Genomic DNA, 17758 nt, shown 5'->3' on the forward strand with positions numbered 1-17758 from the left:
GTTCACATTATCGCATCATGACCCGCCTGAGTTACTGAGATTCCGCCGATTGATCGCTACCATTGAGACATGTCACCTCGCCGTCACCAGGAAGACAGGGCCCCGAGTCAGGTCGATGTCGCCAAGCTCGCGGGCGTCTCGACGCAGACCGTGTCCCGCGTGATGTCCGGCCAGGACAACGTGCGGGCCGACACCGCCCGACGGGTTCTCGCCGCCGTCGACGAGCTCGGCTACCGTGTGCACGCCGCCGCGGCATCCCTCGCATCCGGGCGCACCCGGGTGCTCGGCGTGATCGTCGTGTCAACCGACCGCTACTCCTCCGCGGCGCTCGGCGTCGGCATCCAGCAGGCCGCCGCCGCCAACGGCTACACGGTGTCGACCGCCGCCGTCGCCGACCACGCGTCGACCGAGGCCTTCCTCGAGGCGTTCGACCGACTGGAGCGGCAGGGCGCCGAGGGCATCATCCTCGGCGTGCCCGTCGAGCTGGAGACCCCCGCCATGCGGATGCGCATGGAGCGCACTCCAGCCACGCGCAGCGAGCGCACCTCGCTCGACGAAGACGCTCCCCTCGCCGTCGATCAGCGCGCCATCGCCAGGCTCGCCGTCGAGCACCTGCTCGACCTCGGCCACGAGACCGTGTGGCACGTGTCGGGCGACGACTACTGGACCGAGACGCAGCAGCGCAGCGAGGCCTGGGAGCAGACGCTCCGCGACCGCGGCATCGTCCCTCCGCCCGTGATCCCCGCCGACTGGACACCAGAGTCCGGCTACCGCGCCGGCCGCACGATCGCGGCGATCCCCGAGGTCACCGCGGTCTTCGTGTCCAGCGACGAGATGGCCTTCGGCCTCATCCGCGCCCTGCACGAAGCGGGCCGCAGCGTGCCGGAGGACGTCTCCGTGGTCAGCGTCGACGACATCGCCCTCGCTGCCTACGCCTCCCCCGCCCTCACGACCGTGCGTCAGCCGTTCGAAGACATGGGCCGCGCCGCCGCGCTGCGCCTGATCGCGCAGATAGAGGGGCACGACGCGATCGGCGACATGCCGTCCACCGATCCGCAGCTCGTCGTCAGGTCGTCGACCGCTCCGCCGCGCGCCTGAACGGACGCACCGTCACCAGCGCCCGTACCGGCGCTCCCACTCGTCTTCGATCGTGCGACGACGTCCGGCGATCCAGCCGAAGGGACACGCGACGACGAGTGCGCCGGCGAGGAGCAGCAGCGGAACCTGCCACCCTCCGGTCGTCTCGTGCAGCAGGCCGATCGTCAGAGGGAACAGCGCGGCCACGCCGTAGCCGAGGCTCTGCACGAAGCCGCTGAGGGCCACGGCGCTCTCGGGGGTGCGGGCGCGGATGCTCAGCAGCACCAGGCTCAGCGGGAACATGATCGCGGTCAGTCCGAAGATCATGACCCACAGCGCGAGGGCCGCGGTCGGGAAGAGCAGGAGGCCGGCGAGGCCGACGAGCCCCGCGCCGACCGCGAAGAAGAACAGCGGTCTGGTGGCCTGATAGCGCACCACGAGGATCGGCACGAGCATCGAGCAGGGCAGACCGACGAGCGCGAACGCCGACAGCAGAAAGCCCGCCGTCGCCGGGGTGACGCCGCCGATGTCGACGAGCATCGTCGGCATCCAGGCGAACGACGCGTACGCCATCGACGAGGATGCCGCGAACACGACCGCGAGCGCCCAGGCCAGCGGCAGCCGCCACAGCCTGCCGAAGATCCGCGGGTTCGCCGACGCCGTGGTGATGGGCCCGGTCGCGACGGCCACGGCATCCTGCGCCGACGCCTCGCGGACGATCGCCGGCCGGTCACCAGCGGGCTCCTCCGCCACATCCGGGGTCGTGCGGTTCGTGACGAGCATCGTGATCCACGGGATGAGCGCGACCGCGGCGAAACCGCCCCAGATGCCGAGCGACACGCGCCAGCCGAGCGTGTCGGCGATCGGCACGGCCACCAGCGGCGGCAGGAAGGTCGAGACCGCCATCGTGGTCGAGTAGACCGTCATCATGACGCCGAGACGGTCGGGGAAGTACTTCTTCACCAGTGGCGGGAGCAGCACGTTGCCCGAGCCGACGCCGGCGAACACGACCGCGGTCGCGGCGAGCAGCGTCGTCGAGTCCACCGCGAAACCGCGCAGCAGGAGCCCGGCGGCCATCAGCCCGATCGCGAACACCGCGACCCGCTCCAGCCCGAAGCGGCGCTCGAACAGCGGGGTCACGATGCCGAAGATCGCGAAGCACACCGGAGGCGCGGCGCCGATCAGACCGACGACAACGGGCGACATCGGGAAGTCCCGTGCGATGTGGTCGATCACCGGAGACAGCGACGCGACCGCGGATCGCAGCGAGAACGCGACGAGCACGATCCCGAGCAGGGCCAGTGCCCGACCCTCCCAGAGCGGTCGGCTCGCAGGCGTACCCAGGGATCCGGTCATCAAGAGGTCTGCGACCCCTCCACCCACGCGAGGTACTCGTCCGACACCGTGCCGGTCACGTAGCGTCCGTCGAAGCAGCTCATGTCGAGCTCGGTCACCGCCGAGCCCTCCGTGATCGCGGCCTTGAGGTCGTCGACCTCCTGGTACACGAGGTGGTCGCAGCCGAGCACCTCGGCGATCTCGGGGATCGTGCGGCCGTGCGCGATGAGCTCCTGACGCGACGGCATGTTGATGCCGTAGACGTGCGGATGCCGCACCGGAGGCGCCGCGGAGGCGAAGGTCACCGAGCTCGCGCCGGCATCCCTGGCCATCTGGATGATCTCCTTCGACGTCGTTCCCCGGACGATCGAGTCGTCGATCAGCAGGACGTTCTTGCCCTGGAACTCGGTCGACATGGCGTTCAGCTTCTGCCGCACGCTCTTCTTGCGCACCGCCTGGCCGGGCATGATGAAGGTGCGGCCGACGTAGCGGTTCTTGTAGAAGCCCTCGCGGTACTCGATGCCGAGCTTGCGGGCGACCTCCATCGCGGCGGGGCGCGACGAGTCGGGGATCGGCATGACGACGTCGATCTTGTCCATCGGCACGTGCTTGGCGATCGTGTCGGCGAGACGGTCGCCCATGCGCAGGCGCGACTCGTAGACCGAGATGCCGTTCATGACCGAGTCCGGACGCGCGAGGTAGACGTACTCGAACGCGCAGGGCGCCAGGGTCGGGTTCTGCGCGCACTGCCGGGAGAACAGCTCGCCGTCGTTCGTGATGAACACGGCCTCACCGGGCTCGACCTCGCGGACGACCTCGTAGTCGCCGTTCTCGAGCACGAGCGACTCGCTGGCGACGACCCATTCGTCGCGGCCCTCCGCGCCCTCCACGGTGGACGGACGGCGACCGAGGATCAGCGGGCGGATGCCGAAGGGATCACGGAACGCGAGCAGGCCGTAGCCGGCGATCACGGCGATCACGGCGTACGCGCCCTCGATGCGCTCGTGGGTGCGCTCGACGGCCTCGAATACGCGCTCCGGGTCGAGGTCGACCGTCGAGGTGGTGTTCTGCAGTTCTCCGGCGAGCACGTTGAGCAGCAGCTCGGTGTCGCTGGAGGAGTTCAGGTGGCGGCGGTCGCGCTGGGCCATGTCGGCCGTCAGCTCGCGCGTGTTGGTGAGGTTGCCGTTGTGGATGAGGATGATGCCGTAGGGCGCGTTCACGTAGAACGGCTGCATCTCCTCCTCGTTCGACGCCGTGCCCTTCGTCGCGTAGCGCACGTGGCCGAGGCCGACGTTGCCGAGGAGCGCGCGCATGTCGCGGGTGCGGAACGCCTCGCGCACCATCCCCTGCGCCTTCGCGTTGTGCATGACGCCGTTCGACTCTGCGGTGGCGATGCCCGTCGCGTCCTGGCCGCGGTGCTGCAGCAGGAGGAGAGCGTCGTAGATGTCCTGGTTGACCGGGGCCGTTCCGACCATTCCGACGATGCCGCACATGGGGTGGTTACTTCATCCGTTTCTTCAGTGGGAGGAGTAGGCGCCCACGAGGCGCACCGCTCCGCCGTCGACGCCCTTGGCGCCCTGTTCGAACTCGCCGGCCGGACGCGCGCCGAAGCCCACGGTCGCGACCTGCCAGGCGGGCATGCCCTCTGCGGCGAGCGCAGCGATGGCGGCATCCTTCTTGTCCTGCGCGATCACCGCGAGGAAGCCGATGCCGAGGTTCCAGGTGCCCTCCGCCGACTCGAGCGTGGAGCCGGCGATGTCGCTGAGCACGCGGAAGACGGGGCTGGGGGACCACGTGCCGCGGTCGACCTCCGCCCAGGTGCCCTGCGGGAGCACGCGCGCGAGGTTCGCCGCGATGCCGCCGCCGGTGACGTGGCTGAGCGCGTGGACGCCGCCGCCGAGCGCGTCGATGAGGCGCAGCAGCGGGAGCGTGTAGAGGCGGGTCGGCTCGAGGAGCGCTTCGCCCCAGGTGGTGCCGAAGTCGGCCGCGGTGTCGGCGTAGCTGATGCCGGCGCCGGTGACGATGTGGCGCACCAGGGAGTATCCGTTGGAGTGCAGGCCGCTGGACTGCACGGCGAGGACGACATCGCCGTCCTGCACGCGCTCGGCGCCGAGGATGGCGTCGGCCTCGACCACACCGGTCGCAGCGCCCGCGACGTCGTAGTCGCGCGGTCCCAGCAGACCGGGGTGCTCTGCCGTCTCACCGCCGACGAGCGCGGTGCCCGTGGCGGAGCAGGCCTCGGCGATGCCGCGCACGATGTCGGCGATGCGCTGCGGCACGACCTTGCCGCACGCGATGTAGTCGGTCATGAAGAGCGGCTTGGCGCCCACCACGACGATGTCGTCGACGACCATGCCGACCAGGTCCTGCCCGATCGTGTCGTGCTTGTCGATCGCCTGGGCGATCGCGACCTTGGTGCCGACGCCGTCTGTGCTGCTGGCGAGCAGCGGCCGGCGATAGCCGAGCAGCGCACTGGCGTCGAAGAGGCCGGCGAATCCGCCGACACCGCCGAGCACTTCGGGTCCGTGCGTCGCGCGCACGGAGGACTTCATCAGCTCGACGGCGAGATCGCCTGCAGCGGTATCGACGCCGGCTTCGGAATAGGGATTGGTGGGGGAGGCAGCCACCCCTCGATCCTACCGTCAGCCGCGACCCCCGAACTCCGGAAGACGAAGAGCGGATGCCGCGCTCTCCCCATACGATGGGGCCATGTCCGACAAGCCGCAGTGGCTGATCCGCGAAGACGCGAGCGTGCCGGTGCTCGTCGCGCTCGCGCTGCGGCAGTCCCTCGGCATCCGCACGCCCTCCGACCTGCCCAGCCTGCGGGATCTGCCGGTGCGCGCCCCGGATGCCGTCGACGCCGCTCCGCTCGTCGAATCGCAGTGGCGGGACTACTGGGACATGACCGTCGAGCCGCGCGCGCATCACTCCGGCGTCCCGCTCGAGCTCGTCGACGGGTTCGACACGCTCGTCGCGCTCCCCGCGACCGGTGCCGAGGAGCTCACCGCGGCGATCACGCCGTTCGCGGCTTCCGCCCTCGACTACGCCAGGTCGGCCCACGACCGCTATGTCTCGTCGCTGCACGGCCCCTCGGCGGGCAAGCCGGGCACCGGCGGAGACTCCTACCGGGCGTACGCCAGCGCCATCGCCGAGTTCGAGCGCGAGGTGGGGCGCCGCGCGCACTCGTTCGAGCTGAACGTGCAGGTGCTGCCGCTCTCGCAGCGGGGCATCTGGTGGATCGGCGCACTGTCCGTCGCCGTGACCGACGGCCTGCGGCGCGACGTGGTCGCCTTCGACGGGGCGATCCGGCCGATCATCGCCGAACTCGCCTGAGGCGAGGGTTTCGGGTCAGTCGTTCTCGATGATGGTCTCGCGCTCGACGCGGACCACCCGGTCTCTGCGGCGCGCGACCCGCTCCGCGATGAGCCCGGCGACACCGCCGAGGGCGAGGCCGATCGGCGCGGTCCACAGCAACAGGAATCCGAAGACCTGGCCGGGAGGGTAGACGACGTCGAGGGCCTCCGAGGGCTGGAAGCTGCCCGCGAACGTGAGGATGCCCGCGACGATCACGCCGACGACGACGCCGACGCCCATGAACACGCCGTAGCGCGGCACGCGGCGCACGGTCGCTTCGACGGTCTGCTCGGATTCGCTGGGGGCCATGCATCCATTGTCCCACCGCGGGGCCGTGGTGCTCGCCCCCTTCTCCGTGCCGCCGCGGCGCCTCCGTCGGAGCCGCACGCGCTGAGGAGCCGGATGCCGACGCGAGTCGCCCTCCCCGCGCGGGCGAGGAGGGCGACTCGTGGCGCTCAGGCGTCGACGGAGGCCTCGACGGCCTCGGTCTCGCCCTTGCCGCGACGGGCGATCAGCACGCCGCCTCCGGCGATCAGTGCGACGAGCACCAGACCGCCGACGATCCAGGGCCACACCGGCGCCCCCTGCACCTCAGGGACAGCCGTGACCGCGGTCGCCGCCGCACTGCCCTCCGACTCGCTCTTCTCCGGGGCGACGGGCGCGGAGCCGCAGTCGGCGCCCACGGGGATGACGGCGCTCACCGGGTCGAGCTCCTCGCCGGCCGCGTAGGTGCCGAACGCGGCGGCTCCGGCGTCGGTGAGGGTGGTGGGCACGGCGTCGAGCGTGATCACGCCGTCGGCGAGCGCGGCATCCGGCACCGCGAACTCCGCGAGGCGAACGCCCTGCTGATCGACGACCTCTCCGGACTGCGTGGTGCCCGCGATGTCGAACACGAGGTAGCCGGCGGATCCGGCGAGCTCGACCCTGGCGTTCGACAGCGTCGTGTTCAGCGCGCCGTCGTGACCGGTGAAGGCGATGCCACCGCCGTAGCCGATGAGGCCCGTGCCGCTCTCGCCGTCGAAGGTCCCCGTGCCGTTCGCCCACACGAACTGCGGGTACTCGTACGCCACGTCGGTGAGTGTCCACCCGCCCTTGGCGATGCCCTCGATGTAGGTGCGGAACGACTCCTTGTAACCCCAGTTCAGGGTGGCGCCCTCGACGGTGCACGCGCCGATCGCCGCCGTCGTCCTGGCCAGGGTGAACGCCAGCCCGCGGTCGACCGAGCCCTGCAGCGTGAGGGTGTGGTCGCCGTCGGCGAGGGTGGCCGGGAGGGTTCCGGTCCACGAGGCGATGCCCGCGGCATCCGCCGTCACGGTGCCGAGCACGACCGGAGTCGAGTACACGACCACCTTGATGCCGGTCTCGCCCGATCGGAACCCGGATGCCGAGATCGTGGCCTCCTCGCCGGCCTGGAGCGCGGTGAGGTCGTCGGCGCTGATGTCGATCCCGGTCGACGCCGGCGGGGTCTGCGGAAGCGGCTTGGCCTTGACCACCGCGGCAGCGGCGACGGTACCGGTGGTCCCGGCCGGTGCGGCCGCGGCCGATCCGATCGTGAACGTCACGGGGTCAAGGGTGGTCGAGTAGCCGGCGAGCACCTGGTCGCGCCCTGCGGACGTGAGCGCCGCGGGCGCCGCGCTGTACGTGACAGCGCCGTTCGCGGAGATCCGCGCCGCCCGCGAGAGGTCGAGCGTCGCGAAGGCGACCTGCGTGCCCCCGCTGGTCACGAAGAGCGTCGCGGTGTCGGCCGAGGTGATCCGGATCTGCGGCTGCGAGACCGTCACGTCGAGCACGCCGTGGTGCCCGGTGAACCGCACGGCGCCGACGTACGAGACCGTGCCGAGGCCGGTGCCCTGGTCGTAGGTGCTGCCCGTCGCCTGACCGAACTGGAACTGGCCGCCGGAGCGGGTGGCTCCACCCGACACCTCGATCGCACCCTGGGCGATCGGACCGGTGACGTAGCTCGTGAAGGAGGAGGAGACGGCCCACTTCAGCGCGCCGCCGGGGACGGTGGTCGGCGGCGTGGTCGGGGTGCTCGGGGTCTCGGGCTCCGGCTGGGTGAGAGCCTTCCACTGCTCGGGACTGATCGCGACCGTGGAGCGCGCGAAGATCGTCGCTGCCGACGGCACCGAGTGCTGCCGCCACACGATCACCTCGTAGGTCTTCGCCGGGTCGAGCTCGGCGACCTTCGCCGTGAGGTCGACGGAGAAGGCCCCGGCGGTGATCTTCTGCACCCACTGCATCGCGAGGAATCCACCGCCGGCCGTGACCTCGGCCTCGGTGCCCGCCTCGATCAGCGCGACGTAGGCGCCGGTGACGTCGCCGAGTCGGGATCCGGCTGCCGTGACGGTCAGGCCGCCCGCCGCCGTCGCGCTCTTCACGCTCGTCGAGACCGAGGAGGCGAGGCCGTAGTCGAGGGCGACACTGCGCTCCTGGTCGGCGTTGACGACCCCGCCGGCGCCGTACGTGTAGACACCGTACGAGCCGGGGGTCGCCGGGGTGTCCTTCAGCGTCAGCGTCGCCTGGAACGACCCGTCGGCGGCGATGTCGGCCCACTGCGCCCGGATCGTCGGCTGGTACTGAGCAGGCACCTGATTCAGCACGCTCTCGGCGAGAGCCCACGCCTGCGTGCCCACCGAACGGGTCGCAGAGGCCGCGCCCTTCGACGGCTGCCAGGTCGCAGCGAAGTTCCCGAACACCACATACGTGCCCTGCGGCAGCGTCGACGGAATCGGCGCCCCCCGACCACCCACATTCGCCGTGGGGTCGTAACCCGTACCCTTCACGACGACCCTGTCACCTGCCTTGAGCGCGACACCGGTCGCCGGGGTGACGCCGTCGGCGAGGAACACGGAGAGAGACGGGGATGCCGGAGCCGGCTTGATGACATCCCAATCGGCATCGCTGATCGCGACGGCCGCCCGCGCGAGCATCGTCGTCGCGTCGGGGTTGGAGTGCTGCTTCCACACGATCACCTCATAGGTCTTCGCGCGGTCGAGCTTGTCAGCGGGCGCCGTGAGCTCGACGGTGAACGCCCCGCCCGAGACACCGCGGACCCACTGCATCGCGGCGTAACCGCCTCCGCCTGTGACGTTCGACTCGGCGCCCGTCTCGATGATCGCGGCGTAGACGCCGGTCGCGGTGCCGAAGTCCTTTCCCGTGACGGTGGCGGTGATGCCGGGCGAACCCGCGGTCACGGCCGAGGACACGGTGATCTTCGGCGCGATGGAGTAGTTCAGGGCGACGCTGCGCTCCTGGTCGGCGTTGACGACCCCGCCGGCGCCGTACGTGTAGACACCGTACGAGCCCGGAGTCGCGGGGGTGTCCTTGAGCGTCAGCGCCGCCTGGAACGAGCCGTCGGCGGCGATATCCGCCCACTGCGCCCGGATCGTCGGCTGGTACTGAGCAGGCACCTGATTCAGCACGCTCTCGGCGAGAGCCCACGCCTGCGTGCCCACCGAACGGGTCGCGGAGGCCGCGCCCTTCGACGGCTGCCAGGTCGCAGCGAAGTTCCCGAACACCACATACGTGCCCTGCGGCAGCGTCGACGGAATCGGCGCCCCCCGACCACCCACATTCGCCGTGGGGTCGTAACCCGTACCCTTCACGACGACCCTGTCGCCCGTCTTGAGCGCGACACCGGCCGCCGGGGTGACACCGTCGGCGAGGAACACCGAGAGAGACGGAGATGCCGGAGGCGTCGTACCCGGATCGGTACCGGGGTCAGTACCCGGATCGGTACCGGGGTCAGTGCCCGGATCGGTACCGGGGTCAGTGCCCGGATCGGTACCGGGGTCAGTACCAGGATCGGTACCGGGGTCAGTACCAGGATCGGTACCGGGGTCAGTGCCCGGATCGGTACCAGGAACGGGGCCGAAGACGGCATCCCACTGCGCGCCGCTGATGCTGACGGCGCCGCGGCCGTAGATCGTCGTCGCGTCGGGGTTGGAGTGCTTCGCCCAGACGAGCACCTCGTAGGTCTTGGTGCGGTCGAGCTTGTCGGCGGATGCGGTCAGCGTGAACGCGCTGGCGCCGGTCGTGACGACCGGCATCATGAACGCCGCGTACCCGCCGCCACCGGTCAGCCCCCCTTCGGTTCCCGTCACGATCAGCGCCGCATACGCTCCCGTGGCATCGGCGGGGAGACCCGAGGCCTGCACCTGCACGGAGACGCCGCTGGAGTCCGCCGAGCCGACGCTGACGGAGACGATCCCGTCGGCGGCGAGCGCAGGCTGCGCGACCGCGAGTCCGGCGACGATGAGGAAGAGCGATATCAGGGCGGCGAGGCCTGCGCGGAGGCGCGTGCTCGCCGTGGGGGCTGGGGCTGTGTCGTTCACGGATTCTCTCCGGACTCCGAGGCGCGCGGGCACACGCGCCGGCGGTGCCGCTGTGCAGTCGGGCGGGAAGGGTAGATGTTGGTTAGGCTTAGCTAAGTCGCACCATCTCCGACAGTAGACGGACGTCGCAGGGCGCGTCAACTTTTAGGTTAGCCTTGCCTAATGCGTCGTACTCTCGTCGTCCTCCTGGTCTCCACGCTCGCCTTCGGCCTCTCCGCCTGCGGCGGCACCGGAGCACCGGCCTCCCCCGCGGCCTCGCAGGACGACTGCCCCGCGGCATCCGTGCCCCTGGCCTCGCTCGACCTCGTGAAGGACGTCCGCGCCGCGAAGGGGCAGTCGACCGCCTGCCTTCCCAGCCACGCCATCGAACCGGTCTCCGACGAGACCGCCCCGAAACTCCCCGTGACGGTGACCGACAGCGAGGGGCGCGAAGTGACCGTGACGGATGCGGACCGCATCCTGCCCATCGACATCTCCGGCACGATCTCGTCGACCGTGTTCGCCCTCGGGCTCGGCGACCGCGTCGTCGGACGCGACTCGTCCACCGACTTCCCCGGCACGGAGGAACTGCCCGTCGTCACGAAGTCGGGCCACACCCTCAACGCCGAGGCCATCCTCGAGCTGGCGCCCACCGTGGTCCTCACCGACACCACGATCGGCCCGAAGGAGGTCAGGCAGCAGCTGCGCGACGCCGGCATCGCGGTCGTCGTGATCTCCAGCGACCGCAGGCTCGACACCACCGACGAGCTCGTCACGGAGATCGCCGCGGCGCTCGGCGTCCCCAGCCGCGGGAAGGCCCTGATCGAGCGCCTCGACGCCGGACTCGACGACGCGATCACCCAGATCGCCGAGGTGACCCCCGCTGCGGAGTCCGACCGGGCGCGGATGCTGTTCCTTTACGTGCGCGGCAGCGCGAACGTGTACTACATCTTCGGTGAGGACTCGGGCGCCGATTCGCTCATCGACGCGGTCGGCGGGATCGACGTCGCGGGCGAGATCGGGTGGCAGGGCATGAAGCCGATGACGGCGGAGGCGCTCGTCGAGGCGCGGCCCGATGTGATCGTCATGATGACCGACGGACTGGAGTCGGTCGGCGGCGTCGACGGCCTCATCGAACGCATCCCCGCCGTCGCCCAGACCCCGGCCGGCGCCCACCGCCGCGTGATCGACATGGCCGACACCGAGGTGCTCAGCTTCGGCCCGCGCTCGGCCGACGTCGTCCTCGCGATCGCCCGCGCCCTCTACGCCCCCGAGATGACGAAGTGACCGGAGAGGTCGTCACCCCGACGCCGACGACGCACCGGGGCCTGCGGTTCGCGCTCGTACTGATCGGGCTGATCGCGGCCCTCGTCATCACGTGCGTCGCGTCGATCACGAGCGGTCAGTACCAGCTGTCGCCGTCGGGCCTCGTCGGGGTGCTCCTGCACGGCATCGGCATCGACACCGCGTGGGCGCCCGACAGCGCCACGGACTACGGCGTCATCTACAGCATCCGACTCCCCCGCCTCGTGCTCGGCCTGCTCGTCGGCGCCGCCCTCGCCGTCTCCGGCGTGCTCATGCAGGCGATCTTCGGCAACCCGCTGGCGGATGCCGGAGTCGTCGGCGTCTCCTCCGGCGCGGCCCTGGGCGCCGCGGCGAGCATCACCCTCGGGCTCGCGTCGTTCGGGATGTGGACGACACCGGCTTTCGCGTTCCTCGGCGGCCTCGTCGCCGTGATGGCGGTCTACCTCATCAGCCGATCCGGCGGGCGCACCGAGGTCGTCACGCTGCTCCTGACCGGCATCGCGATCAACGCGATCGCCGGCGCCGGCATGGCCTTCCTGACGTTCCTCGGCACCACGTCGACGCGCGAGCAGATCGTCTTCTGGCAGCTCGGGTCGCTCAACGGCGCGCTGTGGTCGCACACGGCGCTCGTCGCCCCGCTGGTCGCCGTCGGCGTGATCGTCGCACTCGTCGTCGCACCGGGCCTCGACCTCTTCGCACTCGGCGAGCGCACGGCCAGGCACCTCGGCCTCAACGTCGAGCTGCTGCGGATCGTGGTGATCGTGACCGTCGCCGTGCTCGTGTGCGCGGCCGTGGCCTTCGCGGGGATCATCGGGTTCGCCGGACTCGTCGTGCCGCACCTCATGCGCATGATCATCGGCCCCGCGCACCTGCCCCTCGTGATCGCATCGGCGTTCGGCGGGGCGCTGCTGATCTCGCTGGCCGACCTCGTCGCGCGCACCGCCGTGCCTCTCGCCGACCTTCCGATCGGCATGATCACAGCGCTCGTCGGCGGCCCGTTCTTCCTCTGGCTGCTGGTGCGCACCCGACGGCGATCGGGAGGATGGGCATGACCGTGCGTCTCAGCGGCACCGGCCTCACGGTGCATGTGGGCGAGGGGCGGACCATCCTCGACGACGCCGCGATCGACATCAGGGCGGGCGAGGTGCACGCGCTGGTCGGGCCCAACGGGGCGGGCAAGTCGACGCTGTTCGGCGTGCTCGCCGGTGACGTCTCCGCCGCGGGAGCGGTGGCGCTCGACGGACGTCCGCTCGGCGGCATCCGCCCGCAGGAGCTGGCCAGACAGCGCGCCGTGCTGCTGCAGGAGAACGCGGTGACCTTCCCCTTCACCGTCGAGCAGGTGGTGCGGATGGGGCGGGCGCCGTGGGCGCGCACGCCCTCGTCCGCCGAGGACGACGACATCGTGATCGCCGCGATGACGGCGACCGAGGTCCTGCCCCTGGCCCTCCGCGCCGTGACGTCGCTCTCCGGCGGCGAGCGCGCTCGGGTGGCCCTCTCCCGCGTGCTCGCTCAGCGCACCGGCATCCTGCTCCTCGACGAGCCGACCGCCGCCCTCGACCTCAAGCACCACGAAGACGTGATGCGCCTGATCCGCGAGCAAGCCGCCGATGGCGCGGCGGTGGCGATCGTGCTGCACGACCTGAACGCGGCCCTCGCCCACGCCGACCGCGTCACCCTCCTCTCGAACGGACGAATAGCGGCATCCGGCACCCCGTCCGAGGTGCTCACCGCCGCCAGGATCGAACAGGTCTACGGGCAGCCGGTCGACGTCTTCCCCCACCCCACGACCGGGGTCCCCCTGGTGGTGGCGCGGCGCTGAACCGGGCAGGTGCGACCGGGTCAGGGACGCAGGGGCAGCACCTCGGCCAGGTCGGCGCGGGTGCCGGATGCCTGGACGCGACCGGATGCCGCGGCATCCGCCCATCGCTCCGTCCCGGTCGCGACGGCGATCCAGGTGGCGGCGTCCATCTCGACCACGTTCGGCGGGGTCCCGCGCGTGTGCCGCGGCCCCTGGATGACCTGCACGGCGCCGAACGGCGGGACGCGCACCTCCACGCTGTTGCCCGGCGCCTTCTCGTCGAGCAGCTGCAGCAGATAGCGCACGGCCGTCGCCAGGGCGGTGCGCGCCGGCTTCTCACCCGCGGCATCCGCGGCGCCGACGGCGGCGAGCGCCGCACGTCCGTCGATGATGTCGATCCTCTTCGGGGGCATGGGATCAGGGTACGCGGCGGGGCGCCCGCTCGGCGGTGCCGGTGCTTGTCGGGAGCGCACAAGATCCGCGCCCCACCCCTGCCCGCAGGCTTAGGCTCGAAGCGATGACTCCGAACGAGACCCTGCACGGGGCGCGCGCCGAGCTGCTCGCGGCGGCGCAGCGCAGCGCGCGCTGGGCAGCGCCGTTCCCTCCGACCGACGACGGCGCGCACGCGGCATCCGTCCTGGTGCTGTTCGGCAGGCTCGACAGCATCCCCGCCCGCACCGACGAGCTGACGGTGGCGGCCGACCTCGACGTGCTGCTGCAGCGACGAGCGGCCACGCTCTCGTCTCACCCCGGCCAGGTGTCGTTCCCCGGCGGGCGCAGGGAGGAGCAGGACGCGGATGCCGTCGCCACGGCGCTGCGCGAAGCCGAGGAGGAGACCGGACTCGACCCCGCGGGCGTCGAGGTGCTCGCGACACTGTCGGAGCTGCCCCTCGCCGCGAGCAACCACCTCGTGACGCCCGTGCTCGGCTGGTGGCGGTCGCCGTCGCGGGTCGTCGCGGTCGATCACGCCGAGACCGTCGAGGTGTTCCGCGTGCCCGTCGCACACCTGCTCGACCCCGACATCCGCTTCACATCGACGATCAGCCGCATGGGCCGCACGTGGAAGGGCCCGGCGTTCGACGTGGACGGCACGATCGTGTGGGGCTTCACCGCGATGGTCCTGGACGCGCTGTTCGACGCCACCGGCTGGACCATCCCCTGGGACCCCACGGTCGAGCGGCCCGTCACGGTCTGAGCCACCCGCTCCGAGGCTCCGCCGCACCCGGTCCGAAATCCGGACGCGCGGCCTCGGTAGTCTGGACGGGTGAAGATTCTCGTCCTCGGTTCCGGTGCCCGTGAGCACGCGATCATCCTCGCCCTGCGGGCCGAGCAGACGGAGCACGAGATCTTCGCCGCCCCAGGCAACGCCGGCATCGCGCAGGACGCGACCCCTGTCACGGTAGACCCGCTCGACGGCGCCGCGGTGACCGCGTTCGCCAACGAGCACGCGGTCGACCTCGTCGTCGTGGGGCCTGAGGCTCCGCTGGTCGCCGGCGTCGCCGACGTGCTCCGCGCGCACGGCGTCCCCGTGTTCGGACCGGGCAAGGCCGCAGCCCAGCTCGAGGGGTCGAAGTCGTTCGCGAAGCGGATCATGGATGCCGCGGGCGTCCCCACCGGCCGCGCCGTGCGCGCCGCCACCGTCGCCGAGGTCGAGGCCGCATTCGACGAGCTCGGCGCCCCGCACGTCGTCAAGGCCGACGGTCTCGCCGCCGGCAAGGGCGTCATCGTGACCTCCGACCGCGCCGAGGCGCTCGCGCACGCGGAGCACTACCTGCCCTCCGGCCCCGTGCTCGTGGAGGAGTTCCTGTCGGGCCCCGAGGTCTCGCTGTTCTTCCTCAGCGACGGCGACACCGTGCGCGCGCTCAGCCCCGCGCAGGACTTCAAGCGTGCTCTCGACGGCGACGAGGGCCCCAACACGGGCGGCATGGGCGCGTACTCGCCGCTGCCCTGGCTCGATGAGCAGTTCGGCAGCGAGCGCGCCTTCGTCGAGGAGGTCACGCGCGACGTGGCCCTTCCCGTCATCCGCCGGCTGGATGCCGAGGGCACGCCGTTCATCGGACTGCTCTACGCGGGCCTCATCCTCACGCCCGCCGGCGTGCGCGTGATCGAGTTCAACGCGCGGTTCGGCGACCCCGAGACGCAGATCGTGCTGCCGCGCCTGGTCACTCCGCTGTCGGAGCTGCTGTTCGCCGCGGCATCCGGCACCCTGGAGGACCAGCCGGAGCCCGTCTTCAGCGACGACGTCGCGATCACCGTCGTCCTCGCGAGCGAGGGCTACCCCGAGGCGCCGCAGACCGGGCGTCCGATCGAGGGCCTTGCGGATGCCGCGGCCGTCGAGGGCGTCCGCCTCGTGCACGCCGCGACCGCCAGCCCCGACGCCCCCGGGGGCTCACTCGTCGCGACGGGTGGCCGGGTGCTGAACGTCGTCGCCGTGGCATCCGACTTCCGCACCGCGCGCACCCGCGCCTACGAGGCGATCGCGAAGATCTCCCTCGACGGCTCGCACTACCGCACCGACATCGCCGCCCGCGTCGCGGAGTAGCGCGCGGCGCCGTGTCGCGGCATCCGTTCTTCGGATGAACGCGCGTTTATCGGAGGATTCCTGCCTGATCGTCCGAGATTCCTGCCATTCTCCGAATTTCCGCACGCTCGCCATTGACAATGTTGGCTTTCTTCAAGAAAGTTAGCGGATGCCGCTCCGCTCCGACTGGTCCTCGGCGACCTGCCCGATCGCCCACTCCGCCGACGTGCTGGCCGACCCGTGGGTGCTGCTGATCCTGCGCGAGATGTTCTCCGGACGGACGCGCTTCGACCAGCTGCGCGCGGCTACCGGAGCCGCCGACTCCGTGCTCTCGCGGCGGCTCACGGCCATGACCGACGCGGGTCTCGTCGAGCGCGAAGACCCCGCGGCGGCGCGCGCCGGCTATCGGATGACGGATGCCGGACGCTCCACGCTTCCGATCCTGCACGCCTACGCCCGCTTCACCCAGGTCACCGACCCCGACGGGCCGTGGGGCCTCACGGTCACGTGCGGCCGGTGCGGGGCGACCGCGGCATCCGTCGACTGGTGCGCGGTCTGCGCCGCTCCCCTCGACGCGGACAGCACCCGATGGTCACGCCGCAGCATGGGCGGAGAGCCCTTCGCCCTCACCGGATCGAGCGCGGCGCCCGGCTCCACCGGGGCGACCTCCCCCTCCGAGACCACCGGATCGAGCGCCGCATGACCGCCGAGTCCGTCGAGGAGCCGACCGGCACCCGCCGCCGCATCCACCCCGCCTGGATCGTCGCGCTCGTCGCCCTGATCGCGCTGATCGGCGCCGCGGGATTCCGCGCCGCCCCCGGCGTGCTGATGCTCCCGCTCCAGGAGGAGTTCGGGTGGACCACGGCGGAGCTCTCCCTCGCCGTCACCGTCAACCTCCTGCTGTTCGGCCTCACCGCTCCGTTCGCCGCCGCGCTCATGCAGCGCTTCGGCATCCGCGCCGTCACCGTCACCGCACTGCTGGTCATCGGCGCGGGGTCCGCGCTCAGCGTCTTCGTCGCCACCCCGGCGCAGCTGATCCTGGCGTGGGGTGTGCTGATCGGCCTCGGCACCGGGTCGATGGCCCTCGTCTTCGCCGCCACCATCACCGACACGTGGTTCGCGACCCGTCGCGGACTCGTCTCCGGCGTGCTCACGGCCGGCAGCGCGACCGGCCAGCTCATCTTCCTACCGGTCATCGCGGCGACCGCGGAGGGCGTGGGCTGGCGTGCGGCGTCGCTCATCATCGCGGGAGGTGCTCTCGCCGTGGTCCCGCTCGTGTGGATCTTCCTGCGCAACCGACCGGCCGACCTCGGCGTCGGCCGGTACGGCGAGACGGCGCCGGTCGCGGCATCCGCCCCTGCTCCCCGCGGCAGCGCCTGGGGCGCGGCTCGACTCGCCCTCACGACGCTGCGCGACGCCGCCCGCACCAAGACGTTCTGGGCCCTGGCGATCGGCTTCGCGATCTGCGGCGCCACCACCAACGGCCTCATCGGCACGCATTTCATCCCCAGCGCCCACGATCACGGGATGCCGACGACCACGGCGGCCGGTCTCCTCGCCGTCGTCGGCGTCTTCGACATCGCTGGCACCGTGCTCTCGGGGTGGCTGACCGACCGGGTGAATCCCCGCATCCTGCTCGCGGCGTACTACGCGCTGCGCGGGGTGAGCCTGCTGTTCCTGCCGAGCCTGCTGTCGGCGTCGGTGCAGCCCAGCATCGTGGTGTTCATCGTGATCTACGGTCTGGACTGGGTCGCGACCGTGCCGCCGACGATCGCCCTGTGCCGCGAGGTCTTCGGCGAGCGGGGTCCGCTGGTCTTCGGCTGGGTGTTCGCCGCGCACCAGGTGGGCGCCGGCGTCGCATCGGTGCTCGCGGGCATGGTCCGCGACCACACCGGCCAGTACACGATCGCCTGGTTCGCCGCCGCCGGCCTGTGCGCCGTCGCGGCTCTCGTGAGCGGCACGATCCGCCGGCATCCCACCCCCGCCCCGCGCGCCTGACCCCGCGCGCGTCGCCTCGCCTCGCGGCGCGTCGAGTGCACGAGAAGTCGACGGAGG

The 17758-nt window shown here is 71.4% G+C and carries 15 protein-coding genes; 9 read left to right on the forward strand and 6 right to left on the reverse strand.

All coding sequences use genetic code 11. From position 1 onward, the window contains the following. Positions 1 to 69: 69 nt before the first annotated feature. Positions 70 to 1098, forward strand: coding sequence for a LacI family DNA-binding transcriptional regulator (locus tag ACFVRO_RS01985; RefSeq protein WP_341940507.1), 1029 nt, complete (start codon positions 70 to 72; stop codon positions 1096 to 1098). 12 nt (positions 1099 to 1110) lie between these two features. Here the strand turns inward: ACFVRO_RS01985 and ACFVRO_RS01990 are convergent, their stop codons facing one another. From ACFVRO_RS01990 to purM, 3 genes are read right to left on the reverse strand one after another with little or no spacing between them, the layout of a single operon-like run. After that, on the reverse strand, positions 1111 to 2433 hold the full coding sequence (locus ACFVRO_RS01990) for an MFS transporter (RefSeq protein WP_341940508.1): 1323 nt from the start codon (positions 2431 to 2433) through the stop codon (positions 1111 to 1113). After that, on the reverse strand, positions 2433 to 3905 hold the full coding sequence (gene purF / locus ACFVRO_RS01995) for an amidophosphoribosyltransferase (protein WP_105676697.1): 1473 nt from the start codon (positions 3903 to 3905) through the stop codon (positions 2433 to 2435). The genes ACFVRO_RS01990 and purF overlap by 1 nt, the downstream gene beginning before the upstream one ends. A gap of 24 nt (positions 3906 to 3929) precedes the next feature. Continuing rightward, positions 3930 to 5039, reverse strand: coding sequence for a phosphoribosylformylglycinamidine cyclo-ligase (purM, locus tag ACFVRO_RS02000; RefSeq protein ID WP_105676696.1), 1110 nt, complete (start codon positions 5037 to 5039; stop codon positions 3930 to 3932). A gap of 82 nt (positions 5040 to 5121) precedes the next feature. Between purM and ACFVRO_RS02005 the strand changes: the two genes are divergently transcribed. Next, positions 5122 to 5745 carry a zinc-binding alcohol dehydrogenase gene (locus tag ACFVRO_RS02005; RefSeq protein ID WP_341940509.1) on the forward strand — a complete coding sequence of 208 codons (624 nt, stop codon included), beginning with the start codon at positions 5122 to 5124 and terminating at the stop codon, positions 5743 to 5745. A 15-nt stretch (positions 5746 to 5760) separates the two neighbouring features. Here the strand turns inward: ACFVRO_RS02005 and ACFVRO_RS02010 are convergent, their stop codons facing one another. Both ACFVRO_RS02010 and ACFVRO_RS02015 read right to left on the reverse strand, forming a co-directional pair. Next, positions 5761 to 6075: a potassium transporter Trk gene (locus tag ACFVRO_RS02010; protein WP_386948677.1), complete on the reverse strand. Its 315-nt coding sequence runs from the start codon at positions 6073 to 6075 to the stop codon at positions 5761 to 5763. 146 nt (positions 6076 to 6221) lie between these two features. Next, positions 6222 to 10100 carry an HtaA domain-containing protein gene (locus ACFVRO_RS02015; protein ID WP_386948680.1) on the reverse strand — a complete coding sequence of 1293 codons (3879 nt, stop codon included), beginning with the start codon at positions 10098 to 10100 and terminating at the stop codon, positions 6222 to 6224. Positions 10101 to 10262: 162 nt separating this feature from the next. On the opposite strand from ACFVRO_RS02015, the gene ACFVRO_RS02020 reads away from it, so the two are divergent. Genes ACFVRO_RS02020 through ACFVRO_RS02030 form a run of 3 tightly spaced genes read left to right on the forward strand, consistent with a single transcriptional unit; the run spans position 10263 to position 13203 of the window. After that, complete coding sequence (locus ACFVRO_RS02020; protein ID WP_386948681.1) at positions 10263 to 11366, forward strand: hemin ABC transporter substrate-binding protein; 1104 nt, start codon at positions 10263 to 10265, stop codon at positions 11364 to 11366. Then, positions 11363 to 12436: a FecCD family ABC transporter permease gene (locus ACFVRO_RS02025; RefSeq protein WP_386948683.1), complete on the forward strand. Its 1074-nt coding sequence runs from the start codon at positions 11363 to 11365 to the stop codon at positions 12434 to 12436. The genes ACFVRO_RS02020 and ACFVRO_RS02025 overlap by 4 nt, the downstream gene beginning before the upstream one ends. Beyond that, the gene (locus ACFVRO_RS02030) at positions 12433 to 13203 is read left to right on the forward strand and encodes a heme ABC transporter ATP-binding protein (protein ID WP_386948685.1); all 771 of its coding nucleotides are present in this window, start codon (positions 12433 to 12435) and stop codon (positions 13201 to 13203) included. The genes ACFVRO_RS02025 and ACFVRO_RS02030 overlap by 4 nt, the downstream gene beginning before the upstream one ends. Positions 13204 to 13223: 20 nt before the next feature. Here the strand turns inward: ACFVRO_RS02030 and ACFVRO_RS02035 are convergent, their stop codons facing one another. Continuing rightward, positions 13224 to 13595, reverse strand: a complete 372-nt coding sequence (locus ACFVRO_RS02035) for a sterol carrier family protein (protein ID WP_386948688.1) — start codon at positions 13593 to 13595, stop codon at positions 13224 to 13226. Positions 13596 to 13699: 104 nt separating this feature from the next. On the opposite strand from ACFVRO_RS02035, the gene ACFVRO_RS02040 reads away from it, so the two are divergent. The 4 genes from ACFVRO_RS02040 (at position 13700) to ACFVRO_RS02055 (ending at position 17701) form a co-directional block, all read left to right on the forward strand. Continuing rightward, a complete protein-coding gene (locus tag ACFVRO_RS02040; RefSeq protein WP_386948691.1) occupies positions 13700 to 14377 on the forward strand; it encodes an NUDIX hydrolase in 678 nt (225 codons plus the stop codon). 69 nt (positions 14378 to 14446) lie between these two features. Next, complete coding sequence (gene purD, locus ACFVRO_RS02045) at positions 14447 to 15724, forward strand: phosphoribosylamine--glycine ligase (protein ID WP_386948693.1); 1278 nt, start codon at positions 14447 to 14449, stop codon at positions 15722 to 15724. Positions 15725 to 15872: 148 nt separating this feature from the next. After that, positions 15873 to 16406 carry a winged helix-turn-helix transcriptional regulator gene (locus ACFVRO_RS02050; protein WP_386948696.1) on the forward strand — a complete coding sequence of 178 codons (534 nt, stop codon included), beginning with the start codon at positions 15873 to 15875 and terminating at the stop codon, positions 16404 to 16406. Continuing rightward, positions 16403 to 17701 carry an MFS transporter gene (locus ACFVRO_RS02055; protein WP_386948698.1) on the forward strand — a complete coding sequence of 433 codons (1299 nt, stop codon included), beginning with the start codon at positions 16403 to 16405 and terminating at the stop codon, positions 17699 to 17701. The genes ACFVRO_RS02050 and ACFVRO_RS02055 overlap by 4 nt, the downstream gene beginning before the upstream one ends. Positions 17702 to 17758: the final 57 nt, after the last annotated feature.

This window comes from Microbacterium sp. NPDC057944 (assembly GCF_042887445.1).
In the GTDB taxonomy this organism is placed as follows: Bacteria; Actinomycetota; Actinomycetes; order Actinomycetales; family Microbacteriaceae; genus Microbacterium; species Microbacterium natoriense.